Annotated in this window: 24 protein-coding genes and 1 riboswitch; of the genes, 13 read left to right on the top strand and 11 right to left on the bottom strand. The window is 57.1% G+C overall.

Features of this window, described 5'->3' with window-relative positions:
* Positions 1–410: 410 nt before the first annotated feature.
* A complete protein-coding gene (purH, locus tag V6940_RS22075; protein WP_333497335.1) occupies positions 411–2,000 on the top strand; it encodes a bifunctional phosphoribosylaminoimidazolecarboxamide formyltransferase/IMP cyclohydrolase in 1,590 nt (529 codons plus the stop codon).
* Between the two features lie 15 nt (positions 2,001–2,015).
* A complete protein-coding gene (gene purD / locus V6940_RS22070) occupies positions 2,016–3,305 on the top strand; it encodes a phosphoribosylamine--glycine ligase (RefSeq protein ID WP_333497334.1) in 1,290 nt (429 codons plus the stop codon).
* Here the strand turns inward: purD and zraR are convergent.
* Positions 3,302–4,633, bottom strand: a complete 1,332-nt coding sequence (gene zraR, locus V6940_RS22065) for a sigma-54-dependent response regulator transcription factor ZraR (RefSeq protein WP_333497333.1) — start codon at positions 4,631–4,633, stop codon at positions 3,302–3,304. The genes purD and zraR overlap by 4 nt on opposite strands.
* Complete coding sequence (gene zraS, locus V6940_RS22060; protein WP_333497332.1) at positions 4,630–6,009, bottom strand: two-component system sensor histidine kinase ZraS; 1,380 nt, start codon at positions 6,007–6,009, stop codon at positions 4,630–4,632. Before zraS ends, zraR begins: the two co-directional genes overlap by 4 nt.
* Before the next feature lie 251 nt (positions 6,010–6,260).
* On the opposite strand from zraS, the gene zraP reads away from it, so the two are divergent.
* Entirely contained in the window at positions 6,261–6,701 is a 441-nt protein-coding gene (zraP, locus tag V6940_RS22055; protein WP_333497331.1) for a zinc resistance sensor/chaperone ZraP, read from the top strand.
* Between the two features lie 3 nt (positions 6,702–6,704).
* Here zraP and V6940_RS22050 read toward each other — a convergent pair whose 3' ends face one another.
* The 6 genes from V6940_RS22050 to nudC all read right to left on the bottom strand — a co-directional run bounded on the left by V6940_RS22050 (position 6,705) and on the right by nudC (position 11,061).
* A complete protein-coding gene (locus tag V6940_RS22050) occupies positions 6,705–7,397 on the bottom strand; it encodes a DUF1481 domain-containing protein (RefSeq protein WP_333497337.1) in 693 nt (230 codons plus the stop codon).
* Between the two features lie 12 nt (positions 7,398–7,409).
* Positions 7,410–7,682, bottom strand: coding sequence for a nucleoid-associated protein HU-alpha (gene hupA, locus V6940_RS22045; protein WP_001044509.1), 273 nt, complete (start codon positions 7,680–7,682; stop codon positions 7,410–7,412).
* Positions 7,683–7,868: 186 nt separating this feature from the next.
* The gene (locus tag V6940_RS22040; protein ID WP_185669926.1) at positions 7,869–8,459 is read right to left on the bottom strand and encodes a YjaG family protein; all 591 of its coding nucleotides are present in this window, start codon (positions 8,457–8,459) and stop codon (positions 7,869–7,871) included.
* Between the two features lie 33 nt (positions 8,460–8,492).
* Positions 8,493–9,173 carry a deoxyribonuclease V gene (gene nfi / locus V6940_RS22035; protein WP_333497330.1) on the bottom strand — a complete coding sequence of 227 codons (681 nt, stop codon included), beginning with the start codon at positions 9,171–9,173 and terminating at the stop codon, positions 8,493–8,495.
* A gap of 9 nt (positions 9,174–9,182) precedes the next feature.
* Positions 9,183–10,247, bottom strand: a complete 1,065-nt coding sequence (hemE, locus tag V6940_RS22030) for a uroporphyrinogen decarboxylase (protein WP_333497329.1) — start codon at positions 10,245–10,247, stop codon at positions 9,183–9,185.
* A 40-nt stretch (positions 10,248–10,287) separates the two neighbouring features.
* The gene (gene nudC / locus V6940_RS22025) at positions 10,288–11,061 is read right to left on the bottom strand and encodes an NAD(+) diphosphatase (RefSeq protein ID WP_333497328.1); all 774 of its coding nucleotides are present in this window, start codon (positions 11,059–11,061) and stop codon (positions 10,288–10,290) included.
* Positions 11,062–11,159: 98 nt separating this feature from the next.
* Between nudC and rsd the strand changes: the two genes are divergently transcribed.
* The 10 genes from rsd (at position 11,160) to V6940_RS21975 (ending at position 19,927) form a co-directional block, all read left to right on the top strand.
* Positions 11,160–11,645: a sigma D regulator gene (gene rsd, locus V6940_RS22020; RefSeq protein ID WP_185669930.1), complete on the top strand. Its 486-nt coding sequence runs from the start codon at positions 11,160–11,162 to the stop codon at positions 11,643–11,645.
* A gap of 53 nt (positions 11,646–11,698) precedes the next feature.
* A riboswitch (TPP riboswitch) is annotated at positions 11,699–11,808 on the top strand.
* A gap of 83 nt (positions 11,809–11,891) precedes the next feature.
* Positions 11,892–13,790, top strand: a complete 1,899-nt coding sequence (gene thiC, locus V6940_RS22015; RefSeq protein WP_333497327.1) for a phosphomethylpyrimidine synthase ThiC — start codon at positions 11,892–11,894, stop codon at positions 13,788–13,790.
* Entirely contained in the window at positions 13,790–14,425 is a 636-nt protein-coding gene (gene thiE, locus V6940_RS22010; protein ID WP_333497326.1) for a thiamine phosphate synthase, read from the top strand. The genes thiC and thiE overlap by 1 nt, the downstream gene beginning before the upstream one ends.
* Entirely contained in the window at positions 14,418–15,176 is a 759-nt protein-coding gene (gene thiF, locus V6940_RS22005; RefSeq protein ID WP_333497325.1) for a thiazole biosynthesis adenylyltransferase ThiF, read from the top strand. Before thiE ends, thiF begins: the two co-directional genes overlap by 8 nt.
* Positions 15,157–15,357: a sulfur carrier protein ThiS gene (thiS, locus tag V6940_RS22000; protein WP_333013121.1), complete on the top strand. Its 201-nt coding sequence runs from the start codon at positions 15,157–15,159 to the stop codon at positions 15,355–15,357. Before thiF ends, thiS begins: the two co-directional genes overlap by 20 nt.
* A 1-nt stretch (position 15,358) precedes the next feature.
* Positions 15,359–16,129 carry a thiazole synthase gene (thiG, locus tag V6940_RS21995; RefSeq protein ID WP_333497324.1) on the top strand — a complete coding sequence of 257 codons (771 nt, stop codon included), beginning with the start codon at positions 15,359–15,361 and terminating at the stop codon, positions 16,127–16,129.
* A complete protein-coding gene (gene thiH / locus V6940_RS21990; RefSeq protein ID WP_333497323.1) occupies positions 16,126–17,256 on the top strand; it encodes a 2-iminoacetate synthase ThiH in 1,131 nt (376 codons plus the stop codon). Before thiG ends, thiH begins: the two co-directional genes overlap by 4 nt.
* Before the next feature lie 240 nt (positions 17,257–17,496).
* Positions 17,497–19,041 (top strand): sensor domain-containing diguanylate cyclase, encoded by a 1,545-nt coding sequence (locus V6940_RS21985; RefSeq protein ID WP_333497336.1) that lies wholly within the window; start codon positions 17,497–17,499, stop codon positions 19,039–19,041.
* A gap of 255 nt (positions 19,042–19,296) precedes the next feature.
* The gene (locus V6940_RS21980) at positions 19,297–19,602 is read left to right on the top strand and encodes a PTS sugar transporter subunit IIB (RefSeq protein WP_035895906.1); all 306 of its coding nucleotides are present in this window, start codon (positions 19,297–19,299) and stop codon (positions 19,600–19,602) included.
* 7 nt (positions 19,603–19,609) lie between these two features.
* On the top strand, positions 19,610–19,927 hold the full coding sequence (locus V6940_RS21975) for a PTS lactose/cellobiose transporter subunit IIA (RefSeq protein ID WP_035895909.1): 318 nt from the start codon (positions 19,610–19,612) through the stop codon (positions 19,925–19,927).
* A 55-nt stretch (positions 19,928–19,982) separates the two neighbouring features.
* Here the strand turns inward: V6940_RS21975 and V6940_RS21970 are convergent, their stop codons facing one another.
* The 3 genes from V6940_RS21970 to V6940_RS21960 form a co-directional block, all read right to left on the bottom strand.
* Positions 19,983–20,960, bottom strand: coding sequence for an ABC transporter permease (locus V6940_RS21970; RefSeq protein ID WP_333497322.1), 978 nt, complete (start codon positions 20,958–20,960; stop codon positions 19,983–19,985).
* Positions 20,953–22,482 (bottom strand): sugar ABC transporter ATP-binding protein, encoded by a 1,530-nt coding sequence (locus tag V6940_RS21965; protein ID WP_333497321.1) that lies wholly within the window; start codon positions 22,480–22,482, stop codon positions 20,953–20,955. Before V6940_RS21965 ends, V6940_RS21970 begins: the two co-directional genes overlap by 8 nt.
* Before the next feature lie 79 nt (positions 22,483–22,561).
* Positions 22,562–23,524 (bottom strand): sugar ABC transporter substrate-binding protein, encoded by a 963-nt coding sequence (locus V6940_RS21960; RefSeq protein WP_333497320.1) that lies wholly within the window; start codon positions 23,522–23,524, stop codon positions 22,562–22,564.
* Positions 23,525–23,604 lie beyond the last annotated feature (80 nt).

Here is a 23,604-nt window from a genome sequence, read left to right as displayed (position 1 = left end):
CATTTTCAGGTTTTTCTCTTCAACCGAACCGGCTAGTTAGTGTGAAGTGATTCACATCCGCCGTGTCGATGGAGGCGCATTATAGGGAGTTTCCTCGGGGCCGCAACCCTTAAATGACAGAAAAATGACTGACTGCTGAAATCCCCAGCAGAACCCCGCCTTATACCTATTTACACACAGAGTTATCCACAATAATAAGGATCTCTTTTGAAGATCGCTTGGTTTTATCCCTCATCTATAGAGATGAAATAATGGAATTGAGGGAAAGAGAAAAATTCGCGAGCGTTGCGCAAACGTTTTCGTTACAATGCACCCGCAAAACAAGGATGCCCCGTAAGGGGCGTTAGCTGAGTTTTTACGCAAGAATTCACCTAACGCTCTCTGTAATAGTCAAATCCAGGGGATTTACCATGCAACAACGTCGTCCAGTCCGCCGCGCTCTGCTCAGTGTTTCTGACAAGGCCGGTATCATCGAGTTCGCCCAGGCACTTTCCGCACGTGGTGTGGAGCTGCTCTCTACAGGAGGCACCGCCCGCCTGTTAGCAGAAAAAGGTCTGCCGGTGACCGAAGTTTCCGATTACACCGGTTTCCCGGAAATGATGGATGGACGCGTAAAGACCCTGCATCCAAAAGTACACGGTGGCATCCTCGGTCGTCGCGGCCAGGACGATGCCATTATGGAACAGCATCACATTGCTCCTATCGATATGGTTGTCGTTAACCTTTATCCATTCGCCGAGACCGTCGCCCGCGAAGGCTGCTCGCTGGAAGATGCGGTAGAGAACATCGATATCGGTGGCCCAACGATGGTTCGCTCCGCCGCCAAGAACCATAAAGACGTTGCTATCGTCGTCAAGAGCAGCGACTACGATGCCATTATTAAAGAGATGGATGCGAACGAAGGCTCTCTGACCCTCGACACCCGTTTCGATCTCGCGATTAAAGCCTTCGAACACACCGCCGCTTACGACAGCATGATTGCCAACTACTTCGGCAGCATGGTTCCGGCGTACCACGGTGAGAGCAAAGAAGCCGCCGGTCGCTTCCCGCGTACGCTGAACCTGAACTTCATCAAGAAGCAGGATATGCGTTACGGCGAGAACAGCCACCAGCAGGCTGCCTTCTATATAGAAGAGAACGTCAAAGAAGCATCCGTTGCCACCGCGCAGCAGGTTCAGGGCAAAGCGCTCTCTTATAACAACATCGCTGATACCGATGCCGCGCTGGAGTGCGTGAAAGAGTTCAACGAACCAGCCTGCGTTATCGTTAAGCACGCGAACCCATGCGGCGTTGCGGTAAGCACTTCTATTCTCGACGCTTACGATCGCGCTTATAAAACGGACCCAACCTCCGCGTTCGGCGGCATCATCGCTTTCAACCGCGAGCTGGATGCTGAAACCGCGCAGGCGATTATTTCCCGCCAGTTCGTGGAAGTGATCATCGCCCCATCTGCGACCGAAGAAGCGCTGAAGATCACCGCCGCTAAACAGAACGTTCGCGTCCTGACCTGCGGCCAGTGGGCACAGCGCGTGCCGGGCCTCGACTTTAAGCGCGTGAACGGCGGCCTGCTGGTTCAGGACCGTGACCTGGGTATGGTAACCGAAGGTGAACTGCGCGTAGTTTCCAAGCGTCAGCCGACCGAGCAGGAGCTGCGCGATGCGCTGTTCTGCTGGAAGGTGGCGAAGTTCGTGAAGTCTAACGCCATTGTGTATGCCAAAGAGAACATGACCATCGGTATAGGCGCAGGCCAGATGAGCCGCGTTTACTCCGCTAAAATTGCAGGCATTAAAGCCGGTGATGAAGGTCTGGAGGTGAAAGGTTCCGCCATGGCTTCCGACGCATTCTTCCCGTTCCGCGATGGCATTGATGCCGCTGCCGCCGTTGGCGTGAGCTGCGTTATCCAGCCTGGCGGTTCTATCCGCGACGAAGAGGTGATTGCTGCCGCCGATGAACACGGCATTGCAATGATCTTCACCGACATGCGCCACTTCCGCCATTAATTCAGGGAGCAGACGATGAAAGTTTTAGTCATTGGCAACGGCGGGCGCGAACACGCGCTGGGCTGGAAAGCGGCACAGTCTCCGCTGGTTGATACCGTTTTTGTCGCGCCGGGTAACGCCGGTACCGCACTGGAGCCAGCGTTGCAGAACGTGGCTATCGGCGTCACCGATATTCCGGCACTGCTGAGCTTTGCCCAGAACGAGAAGATTGACCTGACCATCGTCGGCCCGGAAGCGCCGCTGGTGATTGGTGTGGTCGACGCGTTTCGCGCCGCTGGTCTGAAGATCTTCGGGCCAACCGAAGGCGCTGCGCAGCTGGAAGGCTCCAAAGCCTTCACCAAAGATTTCCTCGCCCGTCACCAGATCCCGACGGCGGAATACCAGAACTTCACTGAGATTGAGCCAGCATTAGCCTATCTGCGTGAGAAAGGCGCGCCGATCGTTATCAAAGCCGACGGCCTGGCCGCCGGTAAAGGCGTTATCGTGGCGATGACGCTCGAAGAAGCGGAAGCCGCCGTACACGATATGCTGGCCGGTAACGCCTTTGGCGATGCAGGTCACCGCATCGTTATCGAAGAGTTCCTCGACGGGGAAGAAGCGAGCTTTATCGTGATGGTCGACGGCGAACACGTGCTGCCGATGGCTACCAGCCAGGACCACAAACGCGTGGGCAACGGTGACACCGGCCCGAACACCGGCGGCATGGGGGCATACTCTCCGGCGCCGGTAGTGACCGATGAGGTCCACCAGCGCACCATGGAACGCATCATCTGGCCAACCGTGAAAGGCATGGCGGCGGAAGGTAACACCTACACCGGCTTCCTGTACGCGGGTCTGATGATCGACAAACAGGGCAACCCGAAGGTTATCGAGTTCAACTGCCGCTTTGGCGATCCGGAAACGCAGCCGATCATGCTGCGCATGAAGTCGGATCTGGTGGATCTTTGCCTGGCCGCCTGCGACGGCAAGCTGGATGAGAAAACCTCCGAGTGGGACGATCGCGCCTCGCTGGGCGTGGTGATTGCTGCGGGCGGCTACCCTGGCAACTACAACACCGGTGATGAGATCCACGGCCTGCCGCTGGAATCCTCAACTGAGGGTAAAGTCTTCCACGCGGGCACCAAACTCGCGGACGACGACCGCGTGCTGACCAGCGGCGGTCGCGTGCTGTGTGCTACCGCGCTGGGCCACACCGTGGCAGAAGCGCAGCAACGCGCTTACGCCTTAATGACCGATATCCACTGGGACGGTAGCTTCAGCCGCCGCGATATCGGCTGGCGCGCCATCGAGCGTGAGCAGAACTAACGGCTGAGCTTGGCCAGCAACGTTTTGCGCGTAATGCCCAACTGACGGGCGGCTTCAGTTTTGTTGCCGCCCGTTTTTTCGAGCGCCGCCAGGATGACCTCTTTTTCCACCTCCACCAGCGGCAGAATCTCATCATCGGCCGACGACGACATCGGTACCGGCGTACCCGCGATCGCCAGTGGCAGCTCGCGCTCAGAGATATAATCCCCCGTCAGCAGCACCACCGCCCGCTCCACCGCGTTTTCCAGTTCGCGAATATTGCCCGGCCAGTCGTAGTGAATCAGCAAATCCATCGCCTGCGGGGTAAATCCCTGCACCGCTTTACGGTTGCGCTCGGCGTAGCGTTTCAGGAAGTAATGCGCAAGAGCGGGAATATCTTCGCGGCGCTGACGCAGCGGCGGCATATCGATAGTCACCACGTTCAGTCGATAATAGAGATCCTGGCGAAAACGCCCGGCGCTGACCTCTTCCGCCAGATTGCGATGGGTAGCGGCTATGAGGCGGACATCCACCGAAATGGTCTGGTTGCTGCCTACGCGTTGCACCTCGCGTTCCTGAATCGCGCGCAGCAGGCGCACCTGCATCAGCGGCGAGATATCACCAATCTCGTCGAGGAATAAGGTCCCGCCACTTGCTTCCACAAAACGCCCTTCCCGTCGTTTATCCGCACCGGTAAACGCCCCTTTCTCGTGGCCAAACAGTTCAGACTCCAGCAAAGACTCATTGAGCGCCGCGCAGTTCAGCGTCACCAGCGGCTTATCGCAGCGCGCGCTGCTGGCGTGCAGGGCTCGCGCCACCAATTCTTTACCAGTACCCGACTCGCCGTGAATCAGCACCGTGGCATCAGAAGGGGCAACCAGCGCGATATTATGCAGCAGCGCCTGCATGGCAGGGCTATCGCCAACCATCCCGAACTGAGCCGCTGGCGATGACGGAACCGCGCTTTCAGGCTGCCGGGTATGCACCAGCGCCTGTGCCAGCGTCTGCTGCAGGTTATCGAAGTCTAACGGCTTGATGAGGTAATCCAGCGCCCCGGATTTTAGCGCCTCAACCGCCGTCCCCACGCTGGAGTAGGCGGTCATGATCAGTACCGGGATCGACGGGTTCCAGGCTTTTATCTCTTTGAGTGTCGCAATGCCGTCCATCTCCGCCATGCGGATATCGCAGAGCACTAAATCAAATACCCGTTGGCGCACCTGTTCCAGTGCCTCCCGGCCGTTATGCGCCAGTGAGACCTGATATCCCCACCCGCGCAGCAGCGCCTCGAGAATAGTGCAGTGGCTGATATCATCGTCCACCACCAGAATATCGACCTTCTCTACGCTCATCCTTGCTGTTCCTTTTGTTGCTCATTAACCGGCAGGTCGAGGGTAAATGTGGCCCCCTCGCCGGGGCGACTATCGGCGTGAATGGTTCCGCCATGCTGCTCAATAATGTTCTGTACCACTGCCAGCCCCAGGCCGGTGCCATCGGCTTTGGTGGTGAAGTACGGGGTGAAAATCGCCTGTAGCTGCTCGGCTGTCATCCCCTTGCCGTTATCGGCGACGCTCACCTTCACGCGCCCGTCGCTACACTCACCCGCCGTTACCGTAATCATACCGTCGTGACCTATCGCCTGAATCGCGTTGAGATAGAGATTCAGCAGCACCTGATTCAGCCGGTCCGGGTCGGCCTGAATGCGACGTAACGCAGGTAGTGGAGTGAACTGCAGCGTAATCTCCCGGCCACGCGCATCCTGGCTGACCAGCTGGAGCGAGTGGGCAATCACCTCGTTGAGATCCACCGACTGCCATTTTAAATGCGCTGGACGCACCAGCTCCAGCAGGTCGCTAACCACGCGGTTCAGACGGTCAGCCTCTTTCGCCATCACCTGTGCCAGCGCGTAGGCTTCTCCCCCCGGCGGCGTGCGTTCAGCAAAGTACTTCGCCAGCCCTTTAATCGACGAGAGCGGGTTGCGGATTTCATGCGCCACCCCGGCCGCCAGATGGCCTAAGGCCACCAGCTTTTCTCTGCGGTGAGTCGCTTCCTGTAACAGCCTGCGTGAGCGTTGATAGCGACGGAACCAGAACTGCGCGAGGATGGTCGCCACCATCACCAGCCCGGCGGCGCACAGCATCACTACCATGTTGCGCAGCCCGCGCGCCTGCTCGGCATCGAGTTCACGCACATCAAAGGCGACAAAAATCACCTGTGGGGTTGTCACCACCTCCCGCCGCATCATCATGCGCATGTGGTGGCCGTTGCCGCTCTCCAGCGGGCGAAACGTTCGGTAGATCTCCAGCGCCGGTTCGGGTGAGGTAACGCGTCGTTCACGCACGGTGTCACTAACCTGCAGTTCGTGCATCTGCTGCGCATCGTAGAGCGTCTTGCCCACCTGTTGCGGGTCGCTATGGGCGATCACCGTTCCCTGCTCATCGGTGACGGCAAACCACATCACGCCCGGCTGCCAGGCCATCTCTTCCAGCATGGCTTGAAGCTGGGCATGATGCATACGCATCCCCATGCCGACGCGGGCGCCGGACTCCAGCGCGCGGATCAGCACGCCGCCTTTCTCCTGGATGGTTTGCCGGGCCGATGCGCTTTCCCGCCCGTAATCGCGCACGATCAGCGCCGAGAACAGGCAGACCAGCAGCAAAATCACGCCGGTCAGCAGCCAGCTAATGCCGGTCGCCACCGAATCCTTCTGTAAACGTATGAGGCTCATGGGGCTTCCCTCTCTTTTCCCGTCATCATCCCTCAGCAGAAATCATGCCATTTTTCGCGCCCGCTAACCCGGCCCGCGAGCACAAACGTCCCGCTTCAACGAGTAAAAATGACCCACCGGGTAGGCTGACGCGGGTCATTTTTACTCGCCTGCTGCCGCAAGTGGCCTGCAACCCTCTGCATTATCACGGTTTGTGAGTCTGGCACAGAAGATGCAATAGCTAAGATAACCACACCACAGGAGAATCAACCATGAAACGGAACAACCATCTAGCCCTTACGCTCTTAGCCGTCGCGGCATTCACCTTCACCAGCGGGGCGGCGTTAGCCGGGCCGCATCACTGGGGCAACAACAGCGATAACGGCAGCTACAGCCAGCTCACCGACGCACAGCGGGCGACGGCGCAGAAGCTACACGATGATTTTTACAACCAGACCAGCGCGCTACGACAGCAGCTCACCTCTAAGCGCTATGAGTACAACGCCCTGCTGACGGCCGATAAGCCGGATAGCGCGAAAATAGAGGGCGTGGCGCAGGAGATCGAGACGCTACGACAGAAGCTGGATAATCAGCGAGTGAAGTTTGATGTCGCCATGGCGCAAGCGGGGATCCCCCGTCACGGTGGGATGGGCAATGGCTGCCAGGGCGGGCATAACGGAGGAGGTCATATGGGCGGCATGAACCGCTGGTAAAGCTTAGAAGTTCTTTTCGGTCGGCTGCCAGGTGCAGTAGTCTTCGTTCGCCACCAACAGGAGCTGTGTGCCTTCCGGCGCTTCCAGCCAGGCAATGCTCACTTCGGCGGACGAACGGCTCTGGCGGCTCGCAATATGCCCCAGGGCGCGAGAGTCGAAATCAGGTTTCACCGTTTCGCCTTCACAGGTGGTGACGGAGCCGTCGGCATGCCAGCGCCCCTGACGTAGTACCACTTTCCCCAGCCGCAGCGCGTCGCTGGTCTGGCGGATCTGCTCGGCACGGTAGCGATAGAGCGCCACCTGGTCGCTGGAGAGTTGCTGTTTCTGCCCATCCGTTTCACGCTGCATAAAGCTCAGCTCGCCGTTGCTATCGAAACGGGCGCGAATATGTTCGGAGGGTTTACCGTAGACGTTGAGTTCAATCAACTGCAGCTTGTCATCCTGCCAACGGTATTCGCTGGTCGAGGTATTGCCGCTGTGCCACGGACTTAACGTACTCAAGAGATGGGTCTCGCCGCCGCTATCTTTGCGCCAGATGCGAACCGCACCCTGCGTGTCAGCGTAGCCGCTGGCGGTGAAAGGAGGCAGCGTGCTGTTATGGCTGCAGGCAGTGAGCAACAGTACGCCAGCCAGCGCCGATAAACGGCACCAGATGAACGAAAGGGGCGAAACCGCCCCTTCTTTAAAACTGTTCACTGCCACGCGGTCTTACTTAACTGCGTCTTTCAGTGCTTTGCCAGAAACAAATGCCGGCACGTTAGCTGCGGCGATTTTGATTTCTTTACCGGTCTGCGGGTTGCGGCCAGTACGCTCAGCGCGGTGGTTCACTTTGAAGGTACCGAAACCAACCAGTTGTACAGCATCACCTTCTTTCAGAGACTCAGTAATAGCAGCCAGGGTGGATTCCAGTGCAGCTTTAGCCTGGGTTTTAGACAGTTCAGCCTTGTCCGCAATTACATCAATCAGTTGAGTCTTGTTCATAAGTTATCCTTACAATGTGTTTATCGCTTGCTAAGCATCGAGTGCGACGAAAATGCCATAAAAGCACTCTCCTGCATACACGCACCGATAGCCACTTTTTTTCGCCCTCCAAATGTAGACCAGACGGGGGGCAGATGTGAAGCCTTCAGGCGTGACAATTCAGGCGGTAAATCACGTTTTGTTGTCTCATTGCTGAAAAATTATACCAATATTGCTCTCACCGGCCTCGCGGAGGTCTGCGCGTAGCCCTTTAATCAGTTCAATATCCCGTTCTTCGCACTCGGCTAAAAGGCGGAAAATCTCCCACTGAATGTCCCATTCTTGCTCTACCGCAGGGTTCAGACGCAGCTCTTCATCGGTCATTTCGCGACCAGCCTGGGTCATTTCCAGCATCGCCACGGAGGTAATAGAACTCTTACTGACTTCGATCGCGTGCTCAAGGGTTTCACCGCTCAGACGAGAGTGAATTAATTCACTTAATGCCACGCAGGCATCGATTGCCGGATAAACGCCGTACATGTCGTAATCGTCGGCTGCCGGGATCGCCTCTTCCAGCTTTTCCAGCTGGCTGTCGAAGTTCACCTTCGCGTCTTTGACGGTCAGAGTCTCCCAGATAAGGTCGAGGATACGACGGTACAGCTGTGGCTCACCAAATTCCGACTCTTTGCAGAACATGGCGTAGTTTGGGTACATGCGTTCGCACAGACAGGCCATAAAGGTGACGTGCTGCCAGCTTTCCAGCTTCTCCAGACGCAGATGAATCGGGTTTTGTAACATGATGAGTTCTCGAATACGGAAATTAGACGCAGTTTACCCGATATGGGGCGGTTTTGCTGCAAGCCGCATAAAAGCCGGACGCTCTGAGGCCACAGCGTCTGCCCAGCGCGTTGGCTCAGGCAGGCGGTAGCCCTGGGTACAGCGCTGCACCCAGCCTAAAGCGCTTTCCAGGCTGACGCGATGGCCCGTAGAAATAAACAGTGGGTTACAGCGCGCTTTGCTGCGCCAGACCCACGCCAGCTGCTCGTTTTTGTCTATCAGCGGTGCCAGCGCACCAACCTCTGGCGAGAGCGGCTCAAACTTGCCGCACAGCCGTTTTTTCGCCACGCCGATGGTCGGCACGTCCACCAGCAGGCCAAAATGGCTGGCGACGCCCAAACGACGCGGATGGGAAATACCGTGACCGTCGACGAACAACAGGTCGGGTTTGTGTGAAAGCTGCTGCCACGCGGCCATCAGCGCCGGGGTTTCGCGAAAGGAGAGAAAACCGGGAATATAGGGCATGGTGGTGGCGATACGCGCCACCTGATACTCGACCAGCTCCAGCGACGGGTACTTCAGCAAGACCATCGCCGCTCGCGTCACTTCGCCACCCTGCTCAAAACCAACGTCGGCGCCACCGATCAGATCCGGAGGATCGCTGTTGATACGATCCTCACGGATCACCGATGAGGCCAGCTCCAGTTGCTGCGCGCGCAGCGACGCGAGATCCATGTGACGCCCTTAGCGGTGATACTGCGCCGACAGGCGGTGCACCGCTTCAACGAAGACACCCGCATGTTCCGGCGGTACGTCCTGATGAATACCGTGACCGAGGTTGAAGACGTGGCCTTCACCCTGACCAAAACCAGCCAGAATCGTCGCCACTTCTTCTTCAATGCGCGCCGCAGGCGCATAGAGCATGGACGGATCCATATTGCCCTGCAGAGCCACTTTATGGCCCACGCGACGGCGCGCATCGGCGATATCGGTGGTCCAGTCGAGGCCCAGCGCATCGCAGCCGGTTTCCGCCATCGCTTCCAGCCACTGACCGCCGCCTTTGGTAAACAGCGTTACCGGCACGCGGCGACCGTCGTTTTCACGCAGCAGGCCATCCACGATTTTGTGCATGTAGTACAGTGAGAACTGCTGATAGTCGCGACCGGTCAGCACGCCGCCCCAGGTATCGAAAATCATCACCGACTGCGCGCCAGCTTTAATCTGCGCGTTGAGGTACAGCGTGACGCTCTGCGCCAGCTTATCAAGCAGCAGATGCAGCGCTTTAGGGTCGGCGTACATCATCTTTTTGATCACCGTAAAGGCTTTGCTGCTGCCACCTTCCACCATATAGGTCGCCAGCGTCCACGGGCTGCCGGAGAAACCAATCAGCGGCACTTCGCCCTTCAGTTCACGGCGAATGGTGCGCACCGCGTTCATCACGTAGCCCAGCTCACCTTCCGGGTCTGGAATCGGCAGTTTTTCGACATCCGCTTTACTGGTGATTGGCGAGGTAAAGCGCGGGCCTTCTCCGGCTTCGAAGTACAGCCCCAGCCCCATCGCATCCGGAATGGTCAGGATATCCGAGAAGAGGATCGCCGCATCAAGCGGGAAGCGGCGCAGCGGCTGCAGCGTGACTTCGCAGGCCAGCTCGGCGTTTTTGCACAGCGACATAAAATCACCAGCATGGGCGCGGGTTGCCTTGTACTCCGGCAAATAGCGGCCTGCCTGGCGCATCATCCATACCGGGGTCACGTCTACGGGCTGGCGCAGCAGCGCGCGCAGATAACGATCGTTCTTCAGTTCGCTCATGTTTACATTCCTTTAGCGTTGATGCGCCTATTGTAACATGTCAGTCGTAATCAGCCCGACACATTGCCACGGTATCTTCGATCAGACGACGCGCCACGGTGCCCGGTGGGGGTAAGAGAGGAAGATCGTCATAGCGATACCAGTTGGCGTTAAGCAGCTCTTTGGGATCGATAACGATGTCGCCGCTATCGTACTCCGCCATAAAGGCGGTCATCAGCGATTGCGGGAATGGCCACGGCTGGGAGGTGATGTAGCGCAGGTTCTTCACCTTAATGCCGCTCTCTTCCATCACTTCACGCGCCACCGCCTGCTCTAAGGTTTCGCCCACTTCGACAAAACCGGCCAGCACGGTATGCACGCCGTTGCGATGGCGAACGTGTTGGGCAAGAAGGATCGAATCATCGCGGCGAATAGCGACGATAATGCACGGTGCTATCTGCGGGTAGTAGCGCTCACGGCAGTGGCTGCACAGCATCGCCCATTCGGTTTTGCTCGGGTGCATGGTATGGCCGCAGTAGCCGCAGAATTTGTGCGAGCGGTAAAACTCCGCCAGCTGCACGCCGCGCCCGGCAAGCTGGAACAGGCCCACGTCCTGGTCGAGAACCTGACGCACGGTGCCCATATCGTGGCGACGCTGCTGCTGTACCAGCCAAACCGGGTCACCTTCCCACTCACCAATCTGGAGTGCGGGCTGACCCACAAGATCGAAATTTACCGCTTCGCCATATGGTAATTCCCCACCGGGCAACCATAATTTTTGTTCGTGGCTGACTATCCACCAGCCGCGATCCAATTTTTCAATTATACGATCCATATCTCTTGCGCTACCTTCGGTTCATAGGCATTTTATTAACATAATATTTACATATTGACGTGAGCAGATTTTAAACTTACTGATGCGGGGGTCAACCTATGTTAAACCAGTTAGAGAGCCTGACAGAGCGTGTAAAAGGACACCACAGACTGGTCGACCGCTGGCTGAATATTCGTAAGCACCTGCTCGTGGCTTACTACAATCTGGTTGGCCTTAAGCCTGGCAAAGAATCGTTCATGCGTCTTAATGAGAAAGCGCTCGATGATTTTTGCCAGCGCCTGGTCGACTATCTGTCCGCCGGTCATTTCAGTATTTATGAACGCATTATCCATAAAATGGAAGGCAACAGTCCGCTTTTAAACGCCAGCAAAATCTGGCCGCTGCTGGACGCCAATACCCAACAAATTATGGACTACTACGACTCTACGCTGGAGAACGCTATCGACCAGGATAACGTGTATGCGTTCCAGCAGGCGCTGTCCGATATCGGTGAAGCGCTGGAGGCCCGTTTTCTGTTAGAGGACCAGCTCATCATGCTGACCTTCGAGGCGCTCGGCGAGGACGAAATAAAACGCCCGGCTTGAGATTTGCCGCATTAACGAGTAGTTTACATTCATTACCTCTCATCGTTTGAGGTTACTTCTTGTCGGAGTGCCCAGTGCGCAAGCACGGGCTGAGACCGTTAATTCGGGATCCGCGGAACCTGATCAGGTTAAGACCTGCGAAGGGAACAAGAGTCAATCTATAGTCGCATCGCCCAGGGGCGATCTTCTCTCTTGCTTCATCCGTCGTCTGACAAGCCATGTCCTTACTTTTATTTGGAATGAGCTATGTCTGCCACTACTAAACCATCACGCCGCGAACAGCGCGCCCAGGCCCAACACTTTATCGATACCCTGGAAGGCACCGCGTTCCCGAACTCCCAACGTATCTACATCACCGGTTCCCAGCCGGATATCCGCATTCCCATGCGCGAAATTCAGCTGAGCCCCACGCTGATTGGCGGCAACAAAGAGAATCCGCAGTTTGAAGCGAATGAAGCGGTGCCGGTGTACGACACGTCCGGCCCGTACGGCGACCCGGACATCGCGATTAACGTCCAGCAGGGGCTGGCCAAGCTGCGCCAGCCGTGGATTACCGCACGCAACGACAGCGAAGAGCTGGATGACCGCAGCTCCGCTTACACCAAAGAACGCCTGGCCGATGATGGGCTGGACGAGCTGCGTTTCAGCGGCCTGTTGACGCCGAAGCGCGCCAAAGCAGGTAAATGCGTCACTCAGCTGCACTATGCCCGTCAGGGGATTGTGACGCCGGAAATGGAGTTCATCGCCATTCGCGAAAACATGGGCCGCGAGCGTATTCGCAGCGAAGTATTACGCCACCAGCATCCTGGCATGGCTTTCGGCGCACGCCTGCCGGAGAACATCACGCCGGAATTCGTGCGTGATGAAGTCGCCGCCGGGCGCGCCATCATTCCTGCCAACATCAACCACCCGGAATCCGAGCCGATGATCATCGGTCGTAACTTCCTCGTGAAGGTGAACGCCAATATCGGTAACTCGGCGGTGACCTCCTCCATTGAAGAGGAAGTGGAAAAACTGGTGTGGTCAACACGCTGGGGCGCGGATACGGTGATGGACCTGTCGACCGGGCGCTATATTCACGAAACCCGCGAATGGATCCTGCGTAACAGCCCGGTTCCGATCGGCACCGTGCCGATCTACCAGGCGCTGGAGAAGGTCAACGGGATCGCTGAAGATCTTACCTGGGAAGCGTTCCGCGATACGCTGCTGGAACAGGCCGAACAGGGCGTCGACTACTTCACCATTCACGCGGGCGTGCTGCTGCGCTACGTGCCGATGACCGCCAAGCGCCTGACCGGCATCGTCTCTCGCGGTGGTTCTATCATGGCGAAATGGTGTCTCTCCCATCACCAGGAAAACTTCCTCTACCAGCACTTCCGTGAAATCTGCGAAATCTGTGCCGCCTATGACGTGTCGCTGTCGCTGGGCGACGGTCTGCGCCCGGGTTCGATTCAGGATGCTAACGACGAAGCGCAGTTCTCCGAGCTGCACACGCTAGGCGAGCTGACCAAAATTGCCTGGGAGTACGATGTGCAGGTGATGATTGAAGGCCCGGGCCACGTGCCGATGCAGATGATTCAGCGCAACATGACCGAAGAGCTGGAGCACTGCCACGAAGCGCCGTTCTACACCTTAGGGCCGTTGACCACCGACATCGCGCCGGGCTATGACCACTTCACCTCCGGCATTGGCGCGGCGATGATTGGCTGGTTTGGCTGCGCGATGCTCTGCTACGTTACACCGAAAGAGCACCTTGGCCTGCCAAACAAAGAGGATGTGAAGCAGGGGCTGATTACCTACAAGATTGCCGCCCACGCCGCCGACCTGGCAAAAGGACACCCGGGCGCGCAGATCCGCGATAACGCCATGTCGAAAGCGCGCTTCGAATTCCGCTGGGAAGATCAGTTTAACCTCGCGCTCGACCCGTTCACCGCCCGCGCCTATCACGATGAAACCCTGCCGCAGGAATCCGGTAAAGTCGCCCACTTCTGCTCCATGTGCGGGCCGAAATTCTGCTCGATGAAAATCAGCCAGGAAGTACGCGACTACGCCGCCGCCCAGACGATTGAAGTAGGCATGGCGGATATGTCGGAGAACTTCCGCGCCAAAGGCGGTGAAATCTACCTGAAACGCGAGGAGGCCTGATGTACCAGCCCGATTTCCCAACGGTACCGTTCCACCTTGGGCTCTACCCGGTGGTGGACAGCGTAATGTGGATTGAACGCCTGCTGGAGGCCGGTGTGCGTACGATTCAACTGCGTATCAAAGACAAGCGCGACGACGAGGTTGAAGCGGATGTGATGGCCGCCATCGCGCTGGGCCGACGCTATGATGCCCGGCTGTTTATCAACGACTACTGGCGATTGGCTATCAAGCACCGCGCCTACGGGGTGCATCTGGGCCAGGAGGATCTGGAAACCACGGACCTGAAAGCGATTCAGGCCGCAGGCCTCCGACTTGGCGTGTCGACCCACGACGATATGGAGATTGACGTGGCGCTCGCCGCTCGCCCGTCGTATATCGCACTGGGCCACGTCTTCCCGACCCAGACCAAGCAGATGCCTTCCGCGCCACAGGGGCTGACGCAGCTGGCAGGCCATATTGCGCGTCTGGCCGATTACCCAACCGTCGCCATCGGCGGCATCAGTCTTGCGCGTGCGCCTGACGTGCTGGCGACCGGCGTAGGCAGCATTGCCGTGGTCAGTGCTATTACTCAAGCGGCGGACTGGCGTGAAGCCACGGCACAACTGCTGGCTATCGCAGGAGTGGGCGATGAATGACCGCGACTTTATGCGCTACAGCCGGCAGATCCTGCTCGGCGATATCGCCATTGATGGCCAACAAAAACTGCTCGGTAGCCATGTCCTGATTGTCGGCTTGGGCGGACTGGGTTCGCCCGCCGCGCTGTATCTGGCGGGGGCAGGCGTCGGCACGCTGACGCTGGCGGACGACGACGAGGTACACCTCAGTAATCTGCAACGGCAAATCCTGTTCACCACCGACGATATTGCCCGCTCAAAATCGCAGGTTACTCAGCAGCGGCTGGCGCGGCTTAACCCGGATATTGATCTGGTGGCGCTACAGCAGCGGCTGACCGGCGACGCGCTGCGCCACGCGGTATCACGCGCCGACGTGGTGCTCGACTGTACCGACAACATGGCAACGCGTCAGGCGATCAACGCCGCCTGCGTGGCGCTCAATACGCCGCTTATCACCGCCAGCGCCGTCGGCTTTGGCGGCCAGATCATGGTGCTGACGCCGCCGTGGGAGCAAGGCTGCTACCGCTGCCTGTGGCCAGACGATGCAGAGCCGGAGCGCAATTGCCGCACCGCGGGCATCGTCGGCCCAGTGGTTGGGGTGATGGGTACATTGCAGGCGCTGGAGGCCATCAAACTATTGAGCGGCATCGACACGCCGAGCGGCGAACTGCGTCTGTTCGACGGCAAAACCAGCCAGTGGCGCAGCCTCGCGCTGCGTCGCGCCCAGGGCTGCCCGGTATGCGGAGGGCGACATGCAGATTCAGTTCAATGATGAAGCGATGCAGTGCGCCGAGGGGCAAACCGTCAGCGAGCTGCTCGCCCAGCTTAACCAGCTCAAGCCGGGTGCCGCGCTGGCGCTAAACCAACAGATTCTGCCACGCGACCAGTGGCAGCAGCACATCGTGCAGGAAGGCGACCAGATCCTGCTTTTTCAGGTTATCGCAGGGGGTTGATATGTTACGTATTGCGGACAAAACGTTTGATTCACATCTGTTTACCGGCACCGGCAAATTTGCGTCGTCCTCGCTGATGGTCGAAGCCATTCGTGCCTCCGGCAGCCAACTGGTAACGCTGGCGATGAAGCGGGTCGATTTACGTCAGCACAACGATGCGATTCTGGCCCCGCTGGTTGACGCGGGCGTAACGCTGCTGCCCAACACCTCGGGGGCAAAAACCGCCGAGGAGGCTATCTTTGCCGCCCAGCTAGCGCGTGAAGCGCTGGGGACAAACTGGTTGAAGCTCGAAATTCACCCCGATGCACGCTGGCTGCTACCAGACCCGATTGAGACGCTGAAAGCCGCCGAAGCGCTGGTGAAACAGGGTTTTGTGGTGTTGCCATACTGCGGCGCTGACCCGGTGCTGTGTAAGCGGCTGGAAGAAGCGGGCTGCGCGGCGGTGATGCCGCTTGGCGCGCCTATCGGCTCTAATCAGGGGCTGGAAACCAGGGCTATGCTGGAGATTATCATCCAGCAGGCCACCGTGCCGGTGGTGGTGGATGCCGGAATCGGTGTGCCTAGCCATGCGGCGCAGGCGCTAGAGATGGGCGCCGATGCGGTGCTGGTCAACACGGCCATTGCGGTGGCGGACGATCCGGTCACCATGGCAACCGCCTTCCGTCTGGCGGTAGAAGCCGGGCTGCTGGCACGTCAGGCGGTGCCGGGAAACCGCAGCACGCAGGCCAGCGCCACCAGCCCATTAACCGGCTTTCTGGAGGCGCTGGCATGAAAACGTTCAGCGACCGCTGGCGGCAGCTGGAGTGGGACGACATCCGTTTACGTATCAACGGCAAAACCGCCGCCGATGTGGAACGGGCGCTCGGCGCTTCACAGCTTAGCCGCGACGATCTCATGGCCCTGCTCTCCCCTGCTGCCGCCGACTATCTGGAGCCGCTGGCACAACGGGCGCAAAAGCTCACCCGCCAGCGCTTCGGCAATACCGTCAGCTTCTACGTGCCGCTTTATCTCTCGAATCTCTGCGCTAACGACTGCACCTACTGCGGCTTCTCCATGAGTAACCGCATCAAGCGCAAGACGCTGGATGAAGCAGAAATTGCCCGCGAGTGCGAAGCGATACGCGAGATGGGCTTTGAGCATCTCCTACTGGTCACCGGCGAGCATCAGGGAAAGGTCGGCATGGACTACTTCCGTCGCCATCTGCCCGACATTCGCCAGCAGTTTGCCTCGTTGCATATGGAGGTGCAGCCGCTGGCGACCGAAGAGTATGCCGAGCTTAAAACGCTGGGGCTGGATGGGGTGATGGTCTACCAGGAGACCTACCATGAAGCGATGTACGCGCAGCACCATCTGAAAGGCAAGAAGCAGGATTTCTTCTGGCGTCTCGACACGCCGGACCGTCTGGGGCAAGCCGGGATCGATAAAATCGGCCTCGGCGCGCTGATTGGCCTTTCGGATAGCTGGCGGGTTGACTGTTTTATGGTGGCAGAGCACCTGCTGTGGCTGCAGCAGCGCTACTGGCAAAGCCGTTACTCTATTTCCTTCCCACGGCTACGACCGTGTGCAGGCGGCATTGAGCCCGCGTCGCTGATGGATGAACGCCAGCTGGTGCAGACAATCTGCGCGTTCCGTCTGTTTTCTCCAGAGACCGAACTGTCGCTCTCCACCCGCGAATCACCGTGGTTCCGGGATCGGGTTATTCCGCTGGCCATCAATAACGTCAGCGCATTCTCGAAAACCCAGCCCGGGGGCTACGCCGACAATCGCCCGGAACTGGAGCAGTTCTCCCCACACGATGCCAGAACGCCTGCCGAAGTAGCCAGCGCGCTAGCCGCTCGTGGTCTGCAGCCGGTATGGAAAGATTGGGATAGCTGGCTGGGACGCAGCGCAGTCCGCTAAACGTCAGCTATACTTCTTCAGGGCAGCCTGCTTTTTCCGCTGCCCTCTTTCAGCTTTTAACGAAATATTGTTTCATTAAAACCGACTTGTAATAGCGATTTAATCTATATATTTAGAACAAATATTCATCTTTACGCCAATAAAGTATAATTATTGAGTCATAAATATGTGTATTAAATTGCAGTACCAACTCGCTCTGGTTCTGGTCTTCTGCAATCTCTCCCAGGAATGGAAACCATGATGAGTTCTCACAGCAGACGGCTGTCGTTTACTACCCCGATCTTTATCAGTTTTGCTGGCATTATTCTGTGTTTTATCGCCATTGCCATTCTGGTAACTATCATCCAGCGCAACGATATTATTCGCGATTACCATAGTATTAACCGCAACTTTACCCACAATCTGGCGGTCAACTATGCCGAATCCATCCTCAACGAAAATGATTATATTCTGGGACGCGCCACGAACTATTTGGCCCGCAACGACGAGCTGAACAAGGTGGTGAATCTCGATCCTGAGAAAGGGCTGCAATCGATGATGCAGTTGCTGTCGATGATGCCAACGGTCTCTTCGCTCTCTATCGCCGATACCGAAGGCCACTATCTGCGTGCGCCGCAGGCGGTGCAGCGACAGAATGCTCCGGTCTTTGATGCGACCACCCGCCCCTGGTTCGTCCATCAGGGTGATGTCGGTATTTTCAGCCGCTATACGCAGCCGTACACCGATTTCTATACCCAGCAACAGACCGTGACGCTGGCGAAACCGGTCATCTCCCCCGACGGCAAGCTGAAGGGAACGCTGGCCTTCCATTTTGATTTAGCCGCCATGAGCCACACCCTGCGCCAGATGCGTCCGCCGGTACAGGGTGATTTCTTCGTGGTGAACCGTCAGGGTCAGGCGCTGCTGCATTCCGATACCGGTAAACTCTTCCAGACAGTCGTTTCCTCGCAGCTGTTGGCCAGCATGACGGCTGGCGAAGGCGAGGTATTCGATAAGCAGAGCCGGACCTGGTATTACTACTATTCGTTCACCAATCCGGATTGGTTCGTCATCTACAAAGTCTCCGGCCATACGCTCAGCATGTTGGCGCAGCATGAGAGCATCATCATCTCCTGGGGCTTCGCGCTGGCCGGTCTTATCATCATCACCTTCGGCCTGTATTTGCGTCATGCTTCCCGCGGTATTCTGATGAACATTATTAATGCCATCAAAACCGGCGATACCAACCGCGCGCCCGGCCTTGAGGTGATGCTGCATAAGGCGATTGAAACCAACAAAGAGCGCGAGCAGGCCTATGTACGCCAGGCGACCGTTGACTCGCTCACCGGCTGTAAAAACCGCTGGGCCTTTGATACCGACATTACCGCGTTGATGAACGACCGACAGCCATTCGCGCTGGCGCTGGTCGATATCGACAACTTCAAATCCATCAATGATACCTGGGGTCACCTCAGCGGCGATATCGTGCTGCGTAACGTGGCCCGCGAAGGAATAACGATTCTCCAGGCCCACGGGCTGTCGCTCTACCGCTACGGCGGCGAAGAGTTCGCGGTTATTTTCACCGCGGAACATATTGCCGAGGCGGCAGCACTACTCGAGCTATGGCGGATGAATGTTGCCAATAGAAACTGGCGTGAAGAAGGGCTGCATGTCACCTTCAGCGCCGGGCTCGGCGAATGGCATATGGAGACGCTGGACCATCTGGTGTCGAGCGTCGACGAGGCGCTTTATAAAGCCAAACGCCAGGGGAAAAACCGCATCCTGCGAACGACTCACGATGCATAAGCCACTCTTGTTTAGCCCGGACGAGGTGCAACAGCACCGACTCCGGGGCGGCGCAGTGCAAAATCCCGGCGTCGCTGCGCTCGGCCAGGCTACCTATCCTTCTTCATTTTTTGCACACTAGACCATGAAAACTGTAACCGGTTTCAGTTTTTTAGGCCGATCTTTGTGATGGCTTACACACAATCATCGTAAAGCAGTTGTTGAACGTTTCAGCTCGCGATAAACATGAGTCATCACGGGTCATGAGGGAGCATTATGAAGAATATCGTTTTATGCTGCGCTGCAGGTATGTCCACCAGCATGTTAGTCCAACGTATGAAGGATGCGGCACAGAAAAAAGGAATTGAAGTCTCAATTAAAGCCGTACCGGTGGCCGAATTCAAAGCAAATATTAACGATGCGGACATCGTACTGCTGGGTCCGCAGGTAAAGTATGAACAAGCTAAGCTTCAGGCTTTGGCTGACCCACTGGGTAAAAAGGTCGCCGTCATCGATATGATGGACTACGGCATGATGAAAGGCGATGTCGTGCTTGAGAAAGCCCTTAAGTTAATGGAGTGAGAAAGACGTGGAAGATTTAGAATCAATCATCATGGAACTGCTGGTGAACGCCGGTGCCGCACGTAGTTCAGCATTAACTGCGCTGCAGCTGGCTCGCAAAGGTGACTTTGAGGGCGCGGAAAAAGCGATGGAAGAGTCTCGCGAGTTCGTCAAACTGGCCCATGGTATCCAGACCCAGCTTATCGGCATTGACGAAGGCACGGGTAAACTGCCGGTCAATCTGATCACCGTTCACTCTCAGGATCACCTGATGAACGCGATGGTTATCCAGGATCTGGCGACCGACATGATTGAACTGTATCGCCGTATTCCACTGGTTAGCTAACCCGTTATCACAAAGATACAGAAGGCACCCCATCGGGTGCCTTTATTTTTTGGACCTATCCTCTCTTCTGCCGGTGGCTTCGATAGGTATCGAGAACCACGGCCACCACGATGACCGCGCCGGTAATGACGCGCTTGGTCGGCTCACTGGCCCCAATCTGCGCCAGCCCGGCCGCCAGCACGGAGATAATCAGCGCACCGAGGAATGTACAGACCACCGACCCTCGCCCGCCCATCAGGCTGGTGCCGCCAATGACTACTGCCGCAATCACCTGTAGCTCCATCCCGACGCCACCGTTAGGGTCCGCCGCCTCCAGACGCGCCACCTGGAAGAGCGATGCGAGGCCTGACAGCGCCCCCATCAACGCAAAGACCATCACTTTATAGGGTGCAGGGTTAATGCCCGAAAGCCGTACAGCTTCTTCGTTGGTGCCGATACCAATCAGGTGACGGCCGAAAATGGTCCGGGTGAGGACCAGTTGCCCGATCAGAATCACCAGCACTGCAATCAGAAACGACGGTGAGATACCCATTGCAATCGGATCGGCCAGGAAGTCGAAGCTGGAGCCAATATAGGCCGTACGAGAGTCGGTTAGCTGATAAGCGCTACCGCGCGCCATCTCCAGCATACCCAGCGACACAATAAACGTTGGGATACGCCAGATAACGGAAATCAGCCCCGTTAACGAGCCAACAACCGTCGCCACCGCAATCCCGGACAGCGCCGCCAGCCAGGGCGACCAGTGCAGGTTGAGATAAGTGACGCTGACTACTGCCGCTGACAGCGCCAGCACGGAACCGACCGACAGATCGATACCGGCAATAATTAGCACAAACGTCATACCCACCGACATCACCATCAGGTCAGGGATCTGGTTAGCGATGGTGCTAAACGTGTTAAGACTCAGGAAGTGATCGCTCAAAAAGGAGAACAGGATAACCATCGCCAGCAGCGCGCCGATTAATCCCAGATAACGGCTCAGCCCTCGCCATGATGCGGCGCGGCGGTTAACGGACGGCGTTGCATTACTCATCCTGCACACTCCCGGTGGTATGCTGATAGCCAGAAAAAGCGGCGGCCAGGATCGCATCCTGCGTCCAGTCGTCGCGGGTAAAGGTCTCCACCAGCTTGCCAGCCGAAAGCACCGCAATACGGTCGCAAATCAGCATCAGCTCGCGCAGATCGCTTGAGACAACAATCAGCCCCTTGCCGCTCTGCGTCAGCTCATTAAGCAGCAGATAGATATCGCGCTTGGCGCCAACATCAATACCGCGGGTCGGTTCATCGAAAAGGATGACGTCGCAGTTACGCTCCAGCCATCGGGCGATCAGTACCTTTTGCTGGTTACCGCCTGACAGGCTGTCGACCGCAAGCTCCGTTCCCGACGTGCGAATCCCTAGCCGGGTAATGTACTTCTGCGCCAGCTGCTGTTCCTTCTCCATATGAAGCCACGACAGGCTGCTGATTTTTTCGCTATTCCCCAGCGACGTATTGGCAGACAGCGATTGCGGCAGCAGGAGCCCCTGGCCTTTACGGTCTTCCGTCACCAGCGCAATACGGTGGGCAATAGCCTCCGAAGGCGAACGAATCGTCACGGGCTTGAGCGGATCGCCTACCTTCAACTGCCCGCTATCGATAGGGTCTGCGCCAAAAATCGCCCGCATCAGCTCGGTACGCCCCGCGCCAACCAGACCACTTACGCCCAGCACCTCACCACGATGCAGCGTAAGCGAGATATCCTGCAGCACCTTGCCGCGCGTGAAATGCGCCACCTGCAGAATCGGGTTGCCCTGCCGACGGGCGCTAACGTCCAGCGTGCTTTCCAGATCCCGCCCCACCATCAGTGACACCAGTTGGTCGCTGTTATAACGCTTGATATCATCGGTACAAACCACGTTACCGTCGCGCAGCACCATGATGTCATCAGCGACTTGCGCCAGCTCATCAAGGCGGTGGGAGATATAGATAAGAGAGACACCGCGCTGCTTAAAGCGCGTAATCTGCTCGAACAGCAGCTCAACTTCGCGGCTGGTGAGCATGGCGGTGGGTTCATCAAGGATAAGAATGCGACTATCGCCAATCAGGTTACGGGCTATTTCGATCATCTGCTGATGCCCCATCCCCAACTCGCCCACCAGCATATCGGGGTCTAAGGCCTGCAGGCCAACCATCGCCATGACCGGTATGGACATCTCCCGCAGGCGCTTACGGTTGATCCACCCTGCCCGGTTCGGTAATTGATCTAGGAAGAGGTTTTCGGCGATGGTTAATGTTGGCAGTAAGTTGAGTTCCTGCATCACCATGCGGACGCCACGTTTTTCCGCCTCTTTACGGCTGGCGGGAGCGTAGGGCTGCCCGAGATAGGTCATGGTGCCTGTGGTGGGCGAAATCAGCCCACCGATAATTTTCGACAACGTGCTTTTCCCGGCACCGTTTTCTCCAGTCAGCGCCAGCACCTTGCCGCGGTATAAATTGAGATTGATATTGGTCAATACCGGTTCATTGTAGGTTTTACCCACGCCGGACATTGACAGAATTTCATGATATTCAGCCATTTCGCGCACGCAACCCGATCTATCGGATCCCTATAAAAACCGGGGCCGTTAACCTGCGCCCCGGGGAATAAGCGCCGGGTTACTGTTTCACAATCAGTTTGACCGGGGTTTCTACGCTGCCAGAAAGTTCGCTCTGTTTTTTACCGGCTTTCAGGGCATCCAGCGCGGTGTTAATGCCAAAGACGGCCTGTTGAGAAGCAAACTGATCGGCAGTCGCCAGCACGCGACCATCCTGCAGCATCGGCTTAATCGCTTCGATGTTGTCATAGCCAACCACCTGAACTTGCCCGCGTTTACCCGCGGCACGAATCGCGGAGACTGCCCCCAGGGCCATGTTATCGTTATCGGCCAGCAACGCTTTGATATTCGGGTACTCGCTGAGCATCGCGGCGGCAATCGCGTTGGCGTTGTTCATCTCCCACTGACCGGACTGCACGGAAACCACCTTCATGCCACCAGCAGACATCGCATCCTGGAAGCCTAACGTACGCTGCTGGGAGTTCGTCGACGTGGGGATCCCTTCAATAATGCCTACCTCATCACCTGCCTTCAGGTGTTTTGCCAGATAGTCGCCGATATCTTTCGCGCCTTTACGGTTGTTCGGCCCAACGAACGGCACGTTCAGCCCTTTATCTTTAAGCACTGCAGCATCGAACTGGTTGTCGATGTTAATCACTAGGATCCCGGCATCAACGGCCTTTTTCACCACCGGCACCAGCGCTTTCGAATCAGAAGGGGCGATAATAATGGCATCGGCTTTTGAGACAATCATCTGTTCGACGATTTGAATCTGACTTGCGGTATCCGTTTCATTTTTGATGCCGTTGGACACCAGGTCGAACTTATCCGCGTTTTTCTTTTGGTAATCCTTCGCACCGTTTTCCATGGTCAGGAAGAACTCATTCGCCAGTGACTTCATGACCAGCGCGACCTTCGGCTTATGCGCTGGTGCATCAGCGGCAAAAGCAGGGGTAACGATCGCAGCAGAAAGCGCCATAGCGATAGCGGTACCAACGAAGCGTGAAAAAACTTTTTTATTCATGAGGTTATCCATTTTTATAGGTAGGGTTAGACGCACTACCCGATGGAGTATAGTCAAGCAAAATGCGGGTCAGAGTGAGG

The sequence above is a fragment of the Kluyvera sp. CHPC 1.251 genome, from assembly GCF_036759945.1.
Taxonomy (GTDB): Bacteria; Pseudomonadota; Gammaproteobacteria; order Enterobacterales; family Enterobacteriaceae; genus Kluyvera; species Kluyvera sichuanensis.
This window is presented reverse-complemented; position numbering and strand designations above follow the sequence as displayed.

Coding starts and splice junctions, on each gene's coding strand:
- purH (WP_333497335.1), top strand. CDS start 411: ATGCAACAACGTCGTCCAGTCCGCCGCGCTCTGCTCAGTGTTTCTGAC.
- purD (WP_333497334.1), top strand. CDS start 2,016: ATGAAAGTTTTAGTCATTGGCAACGGCGGGCGCGAACACGCGCTGGGC.
- zraR (WP_333497333.1), bottom strand. CDS start 4,633: ATGAGCGTAGAGAAGGTCGATATTCTGGTGGTGGACGATGATATCAGC.
- zraS (WP_333497332.1), bottom strand. CDS start 6,009: ATGAGCCTCATACGTTTACAGAAGGATTCGGTGGCGACCGGCATTAGC.
- zraP (WP_333497331.1), top strand. CDS start 6,261: ATGAAACGGAACAACCATCTAGCCCTTACGCTCTTAGCCGTCGCGGCA.
- hupA (WP_001044509.1), bottom strand. CDS start 7,682: ATGAACAAGACTCAACTGATTGATGTAATTGCGGACAAGGCTGAACTG.
- V6940_RS22040 (WP_185669926.1), bottom strand. CDS start 8,459: ATGTTACAAAACCCGATTCATCTGCGTCTGGAGAAGCTGGAAAGCTGG.
- nfi (WP_333497330.1), bottom strand. CDS start 9,173: ATGGATCTCGCGTCGCTGCGCGCGCAGCAACTGGAGCTGGCCTCATCG.
- hemE (WP_333497329.1), bottom strand. CDS start 10,247: ATGAGCGAACTGAAGAACGATCGTTATCTGCGCGCGCTGCTGCGCCAG.
- nudC (WP_333497328.1), bottom strand. CDS start 11,061: ATGGATCGTATAATTGAAAAATTGGATCGCGGCTGGTGGATAGTCAGC.
- rsd (WP_185669930.1), top strand. CDS start 11,160: ATGTTAAACCAGTTAGAGAGCCTGACAGAGCGTGTAAAAGGACACCAC.
- thiC (WP_333497327.1), top strand. CDS start 11,892: ATGTCTGCCACTACTAAACCATCACGCCGCGAACAGCGCGCCCAGGCC.
- thiE (WP_333497326.1), top strand. CDS start 13,790: ATGTACCAGCCCGATTTCCCAACGGTACCGTTCCACCTTGGGCTCTAC.
- thiF (WP_333497325.1), top strand. CDS start 14,418: ATGAATGACCGCGACTTTATGCGCTACAGCCGGCAGATCCTGCTCGGC.
- thiS (WP_333013121.1), top strand. CDS start 15,157: ATGCAGATTCAGTTCAATGATGAAGCGATGCAGTGCGCCGAGGGGCAA.
- thiG (WP_333497324.1), top strand. CDS start 15,359: ATGTTACGTATTGCGGACAAAACGTTTGATTCACATCTGTTTACCGGC.
- thiH (WP_333497323.1), top strand. CDS start 16,126: ATGAAAACGTTCAGCGACCGCTGGCGGCAGCTGGAGTGGGACGACATC.
- V6940_RS21985 (WP_333497336.1), top strand. CDS start 17,497: ATGAGTTCTCACAGCAGACGGCTGTCGTTTACTACCCCGATCTTTATC.
- V6940_RS21980 (WP_035895906.1), top strand. CDS start 19,297: ATGAAGAATATCGTTTTATGCTGCGCTGCAGGTATGTCCACCAGCATG.
- V6940_RS21970 (WP_333497322.1), bottom strand. CDS start 20,960: ATGAGTAATGCAACGCCGTCCGTTAACCGCCGCGCCGCATCATGGCGA.
- V6940_RS21965 (WP_333497321.1), bottom strand. CDS start 22,482: ATGGCTGAATATCATGAAATTCTGTCAATGTCCGGCGTGGGTAAAACC.
- V6940_RS21960 (WP_333497320.1), bottom strand. CDS start 23,524: ATGAATAAAAAAGTTTTTTCACGCTTCGTTGGTACCGCTATCGCTATG.